At 36.0% G+C, this 13,180-nt stretch carries 11 protein-coding genes; 2 read left to right on the top strand and 9 right to left on the bottom strand.

Annotated features, from left to right (window positions below; all coding sequences use genetic code 11):
- Nucleotides 1–150: 150 nt before the first annotated feature.
- The 3 genes from BM130_RS09045 to BM130_RS09035 all read right to left on the bottom strand — a co-directional run bounded on the left by BM130_RS09045 (nt 151) and on the right by BM130_RS09035 (nt 2,789).
- On the bottom strand, nt 151–672 hold the full coding sequence (locus BM130_RS09045) for an FKBP-type peptidyl-prolyl cis-trans isomerase (RefSeq protein ID WP_010526868.1): 522 nt from the start codon (nt 670–672) through the stop codon (nt 151–153).
- Between the two features lie 112 nt (nt 673–784).
- Entirely contained in the window at nt 785–1,519 is a 735-nt protein-coding gene (locus tag BM130_RS09040) for a cell division ATP-binding protein FtsE (protein WP_010526869.1), read from the bottom strand.
- A gap of 73 nt (nt 1,520–1,592) precedes the next feature.
- A complete protein-coding gene (locus tag BM130_RS09035) occupies nt 1,593–2,789 on the bottom strand; it encodes a pyridoxal phosphate-dependent aminotransferase (protein WP_074964347.1) in 1,197 nt (398 codons plus the stop codon).
- A 534-nt stretch (nt 2,790–3,323) separates the two neighbouring features.
- Between BM130_RS09035 and BM130_RS09030 the strand changes: the two genes are divergently transcribed.
- Entirely contained in the window at nt 3,324–3,848 is a 525-nt protein-coding gene (locus BM130_RS09030) for a DUF7935 family protein (protein WP_010526871.1), read from the top strand.
- A gap of 65 nt (nt 3,849–3,913) precedes the next feature.
- Here BM130_RS09030 and BM130_RS09025 read toward each other — a convergent pair whose 3' ends face one another.
- The gene (locus tag BM130_RS09025) at nt 3,914–5,113 is read right to left on the bottom strand and encodes an FprA family A-type flavoprotein (RefSeq protein WP_010526872.1); all 1,200 of its coding nucleotides are present in this window, start codon (nt 5,111–5,113) and stop codon (nt 3,914–3,916) included.
- A gap of 14 nt (nt 5,114–5,127) precedes the next feature.
- The gene (locus tag BM130_RS09020) at nt 5,128–5,592 is read right to left on the bottom strand and encodes an SPOR domain-containing protein (RefSeq protein ID WP_010526873.1); all 465 of its coding nucleotides are present in this window, start codon (nt 5,590–5,592) and stop codon (nt 5,128–5,130) included.
- A 185-nt stretch (nt 5,593–5,777) separates the two neighbouring features.
- On the opposite strand from BM130_RS09020, the gene mltG reads away from it, so the two are divergent.
- Complete coding sequence (gene mltG / locus BM130_RS09010; protein WP_010526875.1) at nt 5,778–6,854, top strand: endolytic transglycosylase MltG; 1,077 nt, start codon at nt 5,778–5,780, stop codon at nt 6,852–6,854.
- Between the two features lie 16 nt (nt 6,855–6,870).
- Here mltG and murB read toward each other — a convergent pair whose 3' ends face one another.
- From murB to BM130_RS08990, 4 genes are all read right to left on the bottom strand, one after another.
- Complete coding sequence (gene murB / locus BM130_RS09005; RefSeq protein ID WP_010526876.1) at nt 6,871–7,881, bottom strand: UDP-N-acetylmuramate dehydrogenase; 1,011 nt, start codon at nt 7,879–7,881, stop codon at nt 6,871–6,873.
- 138 nt (nt 7,882–8,019) lie between these two features.
- Nucleotides 8,020–10,413, bottom strand: coding sequence for a polysaccharide biosynthesis tyrosine autokinase (locus BM130_RS09000; protein WP_010526877.1), 2,394 nt, complete (start codon nt 10,411–10,413; stop codon nt 8,020–8,022).
- Between the two features lie 140 nt (nt 10,414–10,553).
- Nucleotides 10,554–11,303 carry a glycosyltransferase family 2 protein gene (locus BM130_RS08995; RefSeq protein ID WP_044138504.1) on the bottom strand — a complete coding sequence of 250 codons (750 nt, stop codon included), beginning with the start codon at nt 11,301–11,303 and terminating at the stop codon, nt 10,554–10,556.
- A gap of 467 nt (nt 11,304–11,770) precedes the next feature.
- On the bottom strand, nt 11,771–12,865 hold the full coding sequence (locus BM130_RS08990; RefSeq protein WP_010527997.1) for a glycosyltransferase family 4 protein: 1,095 nt from the start codon (nt 12,863–12,865) through the stop codon (nt 11,771–11,773).
- Between the last annotated feature and the right edge of the window lie 315 nt (nt 12,866–13,180).

The following is a 13,180-nucleotide window of genomic DNA, read 5'->3' as shown; positions in this document are numbered from 1 at the left end:
TTTTTTTAGTTATACATTTTGGTTTTTCGTTTGTAAAACTAACCTGAGAAGACCTTTTTTATTCCTTTTCAGACACACTTTTTTAAACAGTATCAAAAAAAAGGTGTCCCATCAACGATGAAACACCCTTTTATAAATTTATAAATTACATTAGCAACTACATCCGTCACCGCATCCTCCGGAGCAACTTCCGCCCATGGCTTCGACCAATTCTTGTTCTGTGGCTTCTCTAACATCAATTACTTTGCCGGAAAAGTGAAGGTCATCACCGGCAAGTGGATGATTAAAGTCCATTTTAACAGTTGTGTCGGTAACTTCAATGACCATACCGTTCAGCCTATTTCCGTTGGCATCCTGCATCGGAACCATATTGCCAATCTTTAACAACGACTCGTCTATTTGTCCGTTGACTTCAAAAATATTTTTAGGAAGGTCTACTATAGCATCGGCATTCACCTCACCATAAGCTTCATGTGACTTCAACAAGAAATCAAAATTATCTCCTTTTTTCAAGCCTTCCAGTTTTTTTTCAAACATTTCGATCATTCTACCTGCTCCAAACACAAATTGAAGAGGATTATCAGCACCGGTTTCTTCAATTAAATCACCTTCGGCCCCATTTAGACGCAACTGATATGACAGCGATACAAACTTGTTTTTTCCAATTTCCATTCTAATTTTCTTTTATAACATTATTTACTAAGGAACAAAGTAACAGAGATTTTTAGTCTAAATCAAATTCCTTTGAAAAAAATATTCCCAAAAGAGAAAGAGTTACAAAAATTCATTCCACCAACTGGTCAAAATCAATCTCTTCGGTAACCGATTCTGATAACCGTGTATTTTGACACCGGATGGTTCGGCCGGGGAATCTTTTAATAAGTCCGTAATTATGGGTGGCCATGACAACGGTTTTTCCATCCTTTGAAATAGCATGAAGCAACTCCAACAATTCATCGGAAGTATCAGGGTCAAGATTCCCGGTGGGCTCATCAGCAAGAATAAGCTCGGGTTGATTAAGGAGAGCTCTTGCAATACCAACTCTTTGCTGTTCTCCACCCGATAGTTGATGAGGCATTTTATAACCCTTGTGAACCAAATCGACCTTAGATAATACATCTCTGATTTGATGGTCCATTTCTTTTTGATTCTTCCATCCGGTAGCCTTTAATATAAAGAGTAGATTATCATATACATTGCGATCGGTTAACAATTGAAAATCCTGAAAAACGATTCCCATACGTCGTCTAAGGAATGGCAAATCTCTGCTTTTCAAATTACTCAACTCATAGCCTACGGCAAAGCCATAACCGTCATTAAAAGGCAAGTCACCATAAAAAGTTTTTAACAGGCTTGATTTTCCACTCCCTACGCGTCCTATAAGATAAACAAATTCCCCGGGCTTGATTTCCAGGTTAACATCACGTAAAATGATATGTTCCCGTTGACGGATGAGACCATCTTTAATTTCGATAATATTTCCGTTTTTGTTTACAATCGGAAGAGCTTCTTTCCCCATGATTTAACTTCTCTATTTTTTTGATAATAAGGTAAAGATAAGGGGTAAGTAAGACATTTCAAAAAACTAACCGTTATTTTAGGAGTGAAAGGCCTTCTTTAATTCTTTTCATGGCTTCCACCAGGGAATCATCATCACTGGCATAAGAAAATCTTATACAATTATCACTTCCAAAAGCTGTACCTGAAACGGTTGCCACATGCGCTTCTTCGAGTAGGAAAAAACTCAGGTCCCTTGAGTCCCGAATAGTTTTACCCCTAAAATTTTTCCCTAAAAAAGCTCCAACATTAGGGAACAAATAAAAAGCACCGGCAGGTTTATTAACTTTTAACCCGGGGATATCCATTGCAAGCTTGAGTACTAAATCGCGCCGTCGTCTGAAAGCTTCAACCATTTTATAGGTTTCATCCAACGGACCATTGATTGCAGCCAGGGCAGCTAACTGAGAGATTGTGCTGGTTCCGGAAGTATATTGTCCTTGTAAACGGGAACAAGCCTTTGCAATGTCTTTAGGTGCTGCAACATATCCCAACCTCCAACCGGTCATGGCATACCCTTTTGAAACCCCATTTACGATAACAACTCTATCCTTTAGTTCATCAAACGATGCAATAGAGAAGTGTTTATCTTCATAATTTATGTATTCATAAATTTCGTCAGAAATAACAAAAACACCAGGATGCTTGTCCAGCACTTCAACCAAACCTTTCAATTCTTCATAAGAATAAACACTACCTGTAGGATTACAAGGACTGTTCAATAATAAAACTTTGGTTTTTGGTGATATTGCAGCCTCTAACTGTTGCGGAGTAATTTTAAAATCTTGCTCAATACCGGCATGAATAAAAACCGAAGTTCCACCGGCCAGTTGTACCATGGCAGGATAACTAACCCAATAAGGTGCAGGAACTATTACTTCATCACCCACATCCACAAGAGAATATATGGCATTAGCTAAGGCTTGCTTCCCACCGGTTGATACCACTATTTGAGAAGATTGAAACTCCAAATTATTATCTCTTTTGAATTTATGAACAATAGCTTCCCGTAATTCAGGGATACCGGGAACAGGCGGATAATGTGTAAAATTATCATCTATAGCTCGTTTTCCGGCCTCTTTGATATGCTCGGGCGTGGGAAAATCGGGTTCACCAACACTTAGATTTATAATGTCAACCCCCTTACTTTGCAATTCACGGCTACGTTGCGACATGGCAATCGTTTCCGATTCAGCTAAACGAAGCAATCGATTTGACAAATAATTGTTCATATAAAAATATCTAAATTAAAAGTTATTATTATTCCTATAGAACCATATAAATGATTCTTTCACTTAATTTTGTATTTTTCTCTCAAATTACTTTTATGTAACCAAGGAAATGTTACTATTTGTAAGGTGGAAAGAAAAAAATTATTTGTTTTATCAAACTTTATTTATTCAATTGGTAAATCTTTATAAGATCACAAAAATAGACTTTTTTCCAGTGGGAACAATAACATAGATCATGTATAAAACTATTCTTCAAAAAGATTAAAAAAACAAGAACAAAATGCTTTGGATAATTACTTTTTCATTTAATATTTGTAACGACTAAAAGATTTATTTTCCAATAGAATCTCTCTTGAGGTACTTTTTGTTTATCTAAATACTATAAATTTCATTTTCGATTTATATTTAAACGCAATAAGGCTTGAATAAGAATTTTTTTTCACAATTTGACCGAGTTGCATAAACTATTTCTAATTACCCGAAAATCAGTCGAAAACATAGAATATTACAAAAAAAACAACAAAACATTGCAGAATGGAAACGACACAAATAGTTTGGATATTGAGTCCTACCCTAGTGATTGCAATTTTTACTTTAGTCCTGGTAAAATGGTTCCTTGATCAGGAATCCAGACGCCGAAAACAGGAGTTTTTAATGCGCTCGGGTGAAACCGTTTTAAAACACCGTCTACAAGCTTTTGAACGACTGGCTCTATATCTTCAACGAATTTCACCGGAAACTTTGGTTTTACGAGAACAAAGGAAAGAGATGAATGCTTTTCAATTACAAAATCACCTTCTTAAAACACTTCGGTCCGAATTCAACCATAATATGGCGATGCAAATATACATGCCGGCCGATACATGGGAACTCATAAAAAAGGCAAGAGAAGAAGTAGCAAGACTTATCAATACCACTGCAGCTCAGGTTCCTCCAACCGTTCCCTCCTTTGAACTGGGAAGGAGAATAATAGAAAATAGTGGTGAATCTGCGAATCATGCTGTAAAACAAGCTCTTGAAAGCCTACAGAAGAATGTTGAAGAACTTGGCTTACATTAATTTAAAGGCCATCCCTTTGTTAGGGACAGCCTCAGTTTCAAAAAAGGAAAGGAAAAATATAATTTCTATTTTGAATCATTTTTCAGCTTATCAGCTAAATGTTTTCCCAATATACGGCATTCTTCGTATTTGGTTTGTTTTAAAGCATGTTTTTCCTCTACTGGCTGATCTATAATTTCCCACTTCAGAGATTCACCAAATTCCTGAAGCCGCTTTGTGGCTGTTCCGGCCCAGGTAAAAGAACCTAAAATGCCAAGATAATGGTTTTTCACTCCCATATGTTGCAATTTATTAACTAAAGCTTCCATATTGGGGTGTAAACCATTATTATATGTGGGACTTGCCAACACTACTCCTTTAAATTTAAAAATATCGGAAATAATAAATGAAGAATGAGTTTTTGACACATCATATATTCTTATATTCTTTATCCCTTCTTCTGCTAAAACCCGTGCTGTTACTTCCACCATCTCTTCGGTATTTCCGTACATAGAGGCATACGCTATTACTACGCCTTCCTCAGTTTCAAAACGACTCCATTGGTGATATAAGTCAATAACTTCTTCAATATGTTTACGGATGACCGGGCCATGCGCTGAAGCTATTATATTAATATCCAATCCGCCAAGCTTTTCCAGAGCTTTTTGAACAGGACTTCCATATTTCCCAACGATATTGGAATAATAACGACGCATTTCGTCATGGAAATAAGAAAAGTCCATTTCATCGTCAAAGATGGCGCCATCTAATGTTCCAAAACTACCAAAGGCATCGGCCGAAAATAGAATTTTTTGTGTAGACTCATAAGTGACCATGGTTTCCGGCCAGTGCACCATGGGTGCCATATAAAATTGTAGTTTATGGTTCCCCAAGTCCAGTTCATCCCCTTCTTTTATTTCCAGCAAATGATCATTAAAGCCAAAAAATCCTTCTATCATTGGCAAAGTCTTCTTATTCCCCACAATCTGAATTTCGGGATAAAGATTGCGAATAATGCTGATTGACCCAGCATGGTCAGGCTCCATATGATTGATTATCAAATAATCAATCTTTTTATCACCAATGATGGATTGAATTTTCTTAATAAACTTTTCTACCTGTCCAATCTCTACCGTATCAATAAGAGCAATTTTGTCATCATTGATAAGGTATGAGTTATAGGCCACACCTCGTGGCAAAGGCCACATGTTTTCAAAAAGATTGGTACGGCGATCATTAACTCCCACATAGAATATTTCATCAGATAATTTAATCGGTTGGTACATTTTTTATTTCATTTTTATTGTTTCCTAATAAGTAGCCAAACATCACTGTGTTCAGGATAATTTTCCCGAATAGATGCAATATTTCTTCGAGCCGGCCCTTCTTCATTATAGGCAGCAACAGATACTCTGAACAAACCCATTTCGTTTTCCAAAATAACCGGCACAAACCCTTTTTTAATGAGCGTCTCTTTATAGTTTCGGGCATTTTCCAAATATCTAAATGAACCTATAATAACGTAGTATTGATAAATATTTTCCGGTGTTTCTTTCACATCAACCGTCCGGACTTTTTCTTCCCTCACCACAATTTTGGGTGTTTCCTCCGATGCAGTTGTTGTTTCTTCTTTTATTTCGATACCATCATTTTTTACTCCGTCTGCATAAGGGGAATCACTCATCCGTGTTGAACCTTTTCGAAGCGAACCACATGAAACTATGGTTAAACTAACTATCCCGAACACAATTATTTTTTGTATCATAACTTTTTTTGTTCTGTTTTTATGAAAGCGTATGTTTATACGGCATCAAAATTGCAAAAAAAATTCGGTGAGATCAAAAAAGGATATCATACCGATTACAATAAAATTCTATATTTGCCATCACAATTATCAGCCTCTTATGGCGTTATAGGAAACAATTCTTTTCGAACACATAAGCATCAATCATGGCAATTAAACCAAAAACAAATTTAAAACAACATATTCGACCAACTTTTTTTCGATTTGTTATTATATCTGCTGTAATTGCAGTAATTAGTCTTATTGCACTTCATCAAATCCGGCATAAGATTTTTTCTGCCAACGTTGAAATTCAAGGTGAAGATACTTTTAGCGTTTATATACCCACAGGTGCAACGTTTTCAGAAGTTGTCGGACTTCTGGAACTTTCAGGGGTTGTAAAGAATATAGAAAACTTCAAATGGCTGGCCGAAAAGAAAAGATATTCCACCAATGTAAAAGCAGGCCATTACGTGCTAAAAAATGGAATGACAAATAACGAACTGGTAAATTTACTTCGGGGCGGATTTCAAACGCCCGTTAGGTTGACTTTTAGCAACGTCAGAACCAAACAGCAACTGGCGGGAATAGTTTCCAAAGTGATAGAGGCCGACTCTGCCTCAATTGTTGGAATACTAAATGATAATGATAAATTATCTGATTTTGGTTTTGATACCGCAACCATTTATTCCATGATTATTCCCAATACGTATGAAATGTGGTGGAACAGCGATGCATATGATTTTCTTAAACGAATGAATCGCGAGTATAACAACTTTTGGAATGAAAAAAGAAAAGAAAAGGCCCAAAAAGCCGGCCTTTCTCCTGTAGAAGTTTCCACATTGGCAAGCATCGTTGATGAAGAAACCGTGCGAGAGGATGAAAAACCACGAGTCGCAGGGCTCTACATAAACCGCCTAAACCGAAACATGCGTTTACAGGCCGATCCAACCATTAAATTTGTTCTTGGGGATTTCACCATCAACAGAGTGCTATCCAAAGATTTGAAGATAGATTCACCATATAACACCTATCTGTATGCAGGATTGCCACCAGGACCCATCCGCTTTCCTTCGGTTAAAGGAATTGAGGCAGTCCTTAATTTTGAAAAGCATGATTATCTTTATATGTGTGCCAAAGATGATTTTTCGGGCTATCATAACTTCTCGAAAACATTACGGCAACATAATATCTATGCCGCCCGGTATCGAAATGCATTGCGACAAAGACGCATCTGGCGATAAGAAAAAATAAATTAGATTACAATATGTTTACTTCGGGTTCTAAATGAACTCCAAATTTATTAAAAACATCATTGCGGATTTTTTCAGCCAGGTCGGCAATTTCTTTACCTGATGAAACGCCTTTATTAACCAATACCAGTGCCTGTTTATCATGTACCCCTGCTTTACCCATACTTCTTCCTTTCCAACCGGCCTTTTCTATCAACCATCCGGCCGACAGCTTAAAATGATTGTTGGAAAGGGGAAAACCTACAGCATCAGGATATTGTTCTTTTAATTTTTCATAGACAATTATTTCAACTATAGGATTTTTAAAAAAACTACCTCCATTTCCTAATAGTGCAGGATCCGGAAGCTTACTTTTCCGAATATCTATAATAGCCTTTCTTACATTTTTAAGATTAATCTCTCCCAGCGCTTGAACCGCCTCCTTAACCTGACCATAGCTCAACCGCCATTGAGGTGACTTCATTAATCGTAACACCACATGCGTAATAACCGTTTTATTTTTCAATGGTCCCTTAAAAATGCTGTAACGATAATCATACTGGCACGCCTGATTACTTAATTTAAATTTTTCCCCATTTTCGAGATAGTACCCTTCCACCCATTCCAAAACCTCCGACAACTCAACCCCATAGGCTCCAATGTTTTGTACGGCAGCAGCACCCGCACTGCCAGGTATATATGATAAGTTTTCAATCCCATAAAACCCCTGATTAACACACCAAGCCACACAATGATCCCATTCTTCCCCTGCAGCAAAACGAATCAGTATGGAATCTTTATTCTCTTCTATTATCTCAATGCCCTTAAATACAGGATGTAAAATAGCCCCTTCATAATCTTTGGTAAATAATATGTTACTACCTCCGCCCAGAACCAATTTTTTAGGATGTTGCCCACCCTGGGATAACAGCCATTGTTTAAGTTCTTTTGCATCGTCAAACCGAAAGTAGTTTTTGGTGCGCGCAGGCACCCTGAAAGTTGTATATTCAGTTAAAAAATAGTTTTTATAATGTTCCATTTAAACAATTAATTTTTTTAAGAAAGGAGCATAATTTCAATAGGTCTAAAAAAATTATTTTCTTTTAAGGGTGGTATTCCGAATTATCAGCCAAAACAATTTTTAAAAATTTCAAATTTTTTAGAGAAGACCTTTCTATCAACTTTCTGAAGGATTTCCATAATATCCCGTATTATAATACCCATATCTTTTTTCAGCCGGATCCACATCATTAAGCACCAGGCCCAAATGTGGAATTTTATCTTTTTGAAGGTCACCAATAGTAAGAGAAAAGTGCTCTTTATGAGTGACCCCTGCCCGAACAATGAATAAACAACAATCCGAATATTGCATCAAAAGGCGGGCATCGGTTACCAATCCTATTGGAGGTGTATCAACAATAACCACTTCAAACTTGTTTCTAAGATGCTCAAAAAGTTTATTAATACGCGCCCCGGAAATTAATTCAGCAGGATTTGGAGGAATCACACCGGTAGGGATTACCCAAAGGTTATCCGAATCGGAAGAATAGACTATTTCCTCAAATTTATTTTGACGAATCAAATAATTGGAAATACCAATACTTTGCTGTTTGTCAAATATTTCAGAAAGTCTGGGTTTTCGCATATCAAAGCCTACCAATGCGGTTTTCCGACCCGATATGGCAAACGCATAGGCAAGATTAAGTGCACAAAAAGTTTTTCCTTCACCTGTATTGGTTGAAGTAAGTAATATCACCTTTATCTTTTCTTCGGGAGCTATAAACTTTATTGTTGTCCTCAGCGAGCGAAAAGATTCTGCCATCAAGGAATAAGGATTTTGTGTAATAACATTTTCAGAATCAGCATTACTTCGAACAATGCTCCCCAAAAACGGAACATCACCGGCAATGGCATTCAGTTCATCACGATCCCGAATTTTCACGTTTAAAGCTTCTTTTAAACCAATTATGATGGCAGGAATTATAAGAGAAAGAAGAAATGCCTTCCCATAATTACCTCTTTTATTTGGAGAAACTATTCCGGTTATGGTAGCCTGGTCAAGCACCTCATTATCCGGGACATTAGAAGCTTTAGCTATTTGTGTTTCGGAATTTTTCTGCAAAAGAAATGTATAAACAGCATCATTAAGTTTAAAGGCCCTTTCCAATTCCAGATATTCCTTTTCCAGTTCAGGAAGACGATTCATTCGGGCCGACAAATTATTAATCTCTTTCCGAACTTCATTTTGTTGAATTTTTACAGTTTCTATCTGTTTTTCTATCGAAGAAATGAGGGTCCTTCCAATCACATTTAATTTCTCTTTAAGCTGCAAATAGTAAGGGTTTTCTGCCCCTGACAGATGGTTCAATGATTCCAGTTCCGAACGAGCATCCATATATCTGCCAACTAATTGAGTAATTATTCCCCCATTATCGCCGGAAAAAGCTGGTAATAAATAGTCTTCATCAATTGAACCACGTGAAAACTTTGCTTTTAATTGTTGAAAATAATCGTATTTCAATTCCAACATTTTAAGTTCTTTTTCTTTTTCAAGGAAATTATCTGCCAATCGAGCGGCAAATTCGGAAGGAATCATAAACCTGTTTCGCTTTCTGAAATCCATCAACTGTTTTTGGGTTTCATTTAATGTATCCTCAACATTCTTTAACTGCTGCCGTATGAATTCTAAAGAACGGCTAGCCATATCGTTTTTTCGTTTCAAATTATTTTCAACAATTACTTCCGATAATACATTCAGAAATCGAATAATTTTTTGAGGATTATGTCCTGTTACAGAAATAAACACAATTGAAGAACCCTCGCTGTACGTATTAATGGATAAACGTGAACGATACTGCGCTGTTAATTGCTGCAGGGAATGAAAGACGATATAAAAATCGGAAACGGAAGATTGAACGATGTCTTTTCGCGGTAGAATCCGAAACGAAAAATTGGAATGTTCAATCCATTCACCCGGCGCCACTTCTTTTTCGAAATTAAATGATTCGACCGATGCAACATCTTCCGACAAATCAAAGCGATGTAAGATTCCATCTTCGGCAGATACAGATACAAGATAGTTGCCGGAAGATAGTATTTTGATGGATACCGGAACATTCAATATTTGAGGATGTTTTTCCTCAATTTCAATTTCAAAAGGTGCAGAATGATATAGTTCCGTATCTTTAAATCGTCCGTCGGCAAAATAAGATACTCCAAAATCCAACCGGCTTATTACCTCTTTTATAGTCTTTTGAGAACGAATTATAAATGTTTGATTCTCTATATTTCGTACTTCGGCAGAAAGACCAAACCCCTCCATCAAATTTACATCATTCAGCATCTTTTCCGAATTGCTTTTAAAAAGCATGGTGACAGAACCCTTATATACCGGTAAAGTATAGCGATGGTAAAGATGCACTGCACCCAAAAAAAGAGGGATGGTTATCGCAAAGAAAATCCAATGGTGCCAAACCAATCGCAACATTTTTTTTATGTCGGAAAAATTGTCGGCTCTTCCTACATTTGTATATCGGTTAAATACAGAATTTCCATTGGTGTGCGATACCATTCCTAAAAGAGTTTTTTATTGCTCTAAAAATAATCAACACTATTTCAATAAAAAAATTACAGAGAAAGATAGCCTTCCTTTTTTTATTAAGCTCAAAAATAAAAAAGATAATATGATTCATGACCTTAAAAAAGAGATAATCAATTTCGTCGAACAAATTGACCCAATTTAGAAGCATTCTTTAGAATCAAGGTGCGCACCCCTCCTACCTTGTTATTTTTTAACGCCTTAAGATCTTCGCTGGATTTAGCAATAACATTTCTTAAAGAAGCATTACTTAAACCACCCAGGCGCATTCTAACCATAACTCTTGGTAAATATTCCACGCGAATTGAGGGTATTGATAGCGCTCTTAAAAGCCATTCATAATCGGCTGAAATCCGATATTCGAGATTAAATAAACCAACTCTATTAAACAACTGTCGACTAAAATATACCGTTGGATGGGGAGGCATCCATCCCCTTCGTAGTTGTCCGGGTTTAAATTGACCACTTTGCCAATAACGAACCACTTTGTTAAGATCATCAGCCCTTACATATTCCAAATCACCATACAACAAATGAAAGTTAGTCTCGCTATACTTTTGGCAAACAATTCTTAAAATATCCGGATCGGCCAGTATATCATCGGCATGAATAAAGCCTATTACTTCACCAACAGACATTTTTATCCCTTTATTCATTGCATCATATAAACCTGCATCCGGCTCACTAATCCAGCTATTAATAATATCATTATTTTCTTTAATTATATCTATAGTCCCGTCATCGGAACCACCATCTATAATTATATACTCTAAATCCTCAAACTTTTGGTCACGGACAGATTTTATAGTTGCTTCTAATGTTTTGGCCGAATTATATGTAACGGTTATTAAACTAATTTTCATTCGTATATAATTTATTTAACTCATTGGCCGAATGGAACTCGCATGGCTTAATAAAATTTATACATTCTCTTTTGTGGCAAAAAGTCGCCATGCTCGTTTCATCCGTATAAATTTTACTTACTTCGTTGATACATTGCTTCTTATAAGTAGTCGTTAGTGGTTAGTCGTTAGTCATTAGTTATTTTATACTAACAACTTGTTAACTAATGACTAATCACTTCTTCTGCCTTCTGTCGTCTTACATCTGACCTTTGGCTTCTCACCTCTGTTTCCTGGCTGCAAACGCATTGGTAAAATGAGATGTAGCTCACCTTCTGTTTGAATCTGATAATCTTTATGTTAGGCACCAATAAAAAATTCTCATTATCGCAAGAATAGTTAGCCGGAAAAATAGGTTCTTAAAGCAAGAAAAAATAAATAACGTTGAATTAAAATGATGATGCCAGGATTTAACTATAAATTCAACTTCAAATCTTACCGTTATTACGTATTTTTTTGACTTTAAATCTGATTAATATAGCAGGAATATAAAATACCATAAATCCGATTACGAGATTTAACGCCATAAGTTTCAACATCCCAAAATCTTTTAGCAAAAATGAGAGTAAAATAAAAATAATATTTACCCCCCCTAATACAAAAGCAATCTGAAAATGCGACAAACCCAACGTTAACAATCGGTGATGGATGTGGTTTTTATCGGCAACAAATGGAGAATTGCCATGTGATAACCGTAGAAAAAAAACTCGCAAAGTGTCTATTACCGGCACAATTAAAATACCCACAGTAACCGCAGGAGCCGAAGTCATGGTATAATTCAATGTATCGCGAACATTAGGTGCATTCAATTCCATAAACCGTATGGCGAAAACCGATAACAGAAAACCAATTATCATAGACCCGGTGTCACCCATAAATATTTTCTGTGTTTCCGAAAATAGATTATAATATAAAAAGGCCAATAAAGCACCTATTAAAATCACCCCTATTACCACCAAATGAATTTCATCGTTAAAATAAAACCAGATAGTAAAAGCCAGGGTTGATATTATACCACTTATTGCAGCTAAACCATCCACGCCGTCAATTAAATTGAATCCATTAACAATAAAAATTATAAACAATACTGTTAAGAAGAAACTTGTGAAGTAGTCTGGTTGCAAACCAAAAAAACCATGAAAATCAGTGATTCTCAAATCACCAAAACCCACAATAATAAAGGCTGCCAGTAGTTGCCCCAATAGCTTCATCATGGGCGCGGTTATCAAAATATCGTCTTTTATTCCTATGGCAAAAATCACCAACAACGATGGTATAAGAAAAGGTATGGGTCTGAAATGAAACCAATCGAAAAAAATAGAATATGTAAACAAAAAGCCCATAAAAATTCCCAATCCGCCAAGATTGGGTACCCTTTTTTTATGAATATGTCGCTTTCCGGGCTCGTCAAATAAATTTTTGTAATATGCAACTCTCAAGATGGTAGGAATAGACAAAAAAACTACCAAAAATGATAATAAAACGGCTAAGGCTGTAATCAACATAGATGTGTAATCATTCATGGATAAGATATTACAAGATATTCCGGGGCAAATTTAGAAAACCTTTCGACAAACTTAAATTTATGGTTGTTTAATTTGTTAAAAGAAAACCATAAATTTGAACGATCAAACAAAATGTCTGATCGAATGTTTTTGGTTGGTATTAACTTTGGATTCGTAATTTAAAGCAATTATTTGCACATTTCTTTTGATTAAGCTTTTGTTTCATGATTAACCCTATCTTATTTTTTTTGAATAACAAAAAACAATCACAATCAACAAAGGTTTAACAATAGGATTAATTTTTTTAACATTAACCACTTTATAAAATATTCA

The organism is Thermophagus xiamenensis (assembly GCF_900112795.1).
GTDB lineage: Bacteria > Bacteroidota > Bacteroidia > Bacteroidales > Marinilabiliaceae > Thermophagus > Thermophagus xiamenensis.
This window is presented reverse-complemented; position numbering and strand designations above follow the sequence as displayed.

Excerpts from the sequence above, each read along its gene's own strand:
- BM130_RS09045 (WP_010526868.1), bottom strand. The coding sequence starts at position 672 with ATGGAAATTGGAAAAAACAAGTTTGTATCGCTGTCATATCAGTTGCGT.
- BM130_RS09040 (WP_010526869.1), bottom strand. The coding sequence starts at position 1,519 with ATGGGGAAAGAAGCTCTTCCGATTGTAAACAAAAACGGAAATATTATC.
- BM130_RS09035 (WP_074964347.1), bottom strand. The coding sequence starts at position 2,789 with ATGAACAATTATTTGTCAAATCGATTGCTTCGTTTAGCTGAATCGGAA.
- BM130_RS09030 (WP_010526871.1), top strand. The coding sequence starts at position 3,324 with ATGGAAACGACACAAATAGTTTGGATATTGAGTCCTACCCTAGTGATT.
- BM130_RS09025 (WP_010526872.1), bottom strand. The coding sequence starts at position 5,113 with ATGTACCAACCGATTAAATTATCTGATGAAATATTCTATGTGGGAGTT.
- BM130_RS09020 (WP_010526873.1), bottom strand. The coding sequence starts at position 5,592 with ATGATACAAAAAATAATTGTGTTCGGGATAGTTAGTTTAACCATAGTT.
- mltG (WP_010526875.1), top strand. The coding sequence starts at position 5,778 with ATGGCAATTAAACCAAAAACAAATTTAAAACAACATATTCGACCAACT.
- murB (WP_010526876.1), bottom strand. The coding sequence starts at position 7,881 with ATGGAACATTATAAAAACTATTTTTTAACTGAATATACAACTTTCAGG.
- BM130_RS09000 (WP_010526877.1), bottom strand. The coding sequence starts at position 10,413 with ATGGTATCGCACACCAATGGAAATTCTGTATTTAACCGATATACAAAT.
- BM130_RS08995 (WP_044138504.1), bottom strand. The coding sequence starts at position 11,303 with ATGAAAATTAGTTTAATAACCGTTACATATAATTCGGCCAAAACATTA.
- BM130_RS08990 (WP_010527997.1), bottom strand. The coding sequence starts at position 12,865 with ATGAATGATTACACATCTATGTTGATTACAGCCTTAGCCGTTTTATTA.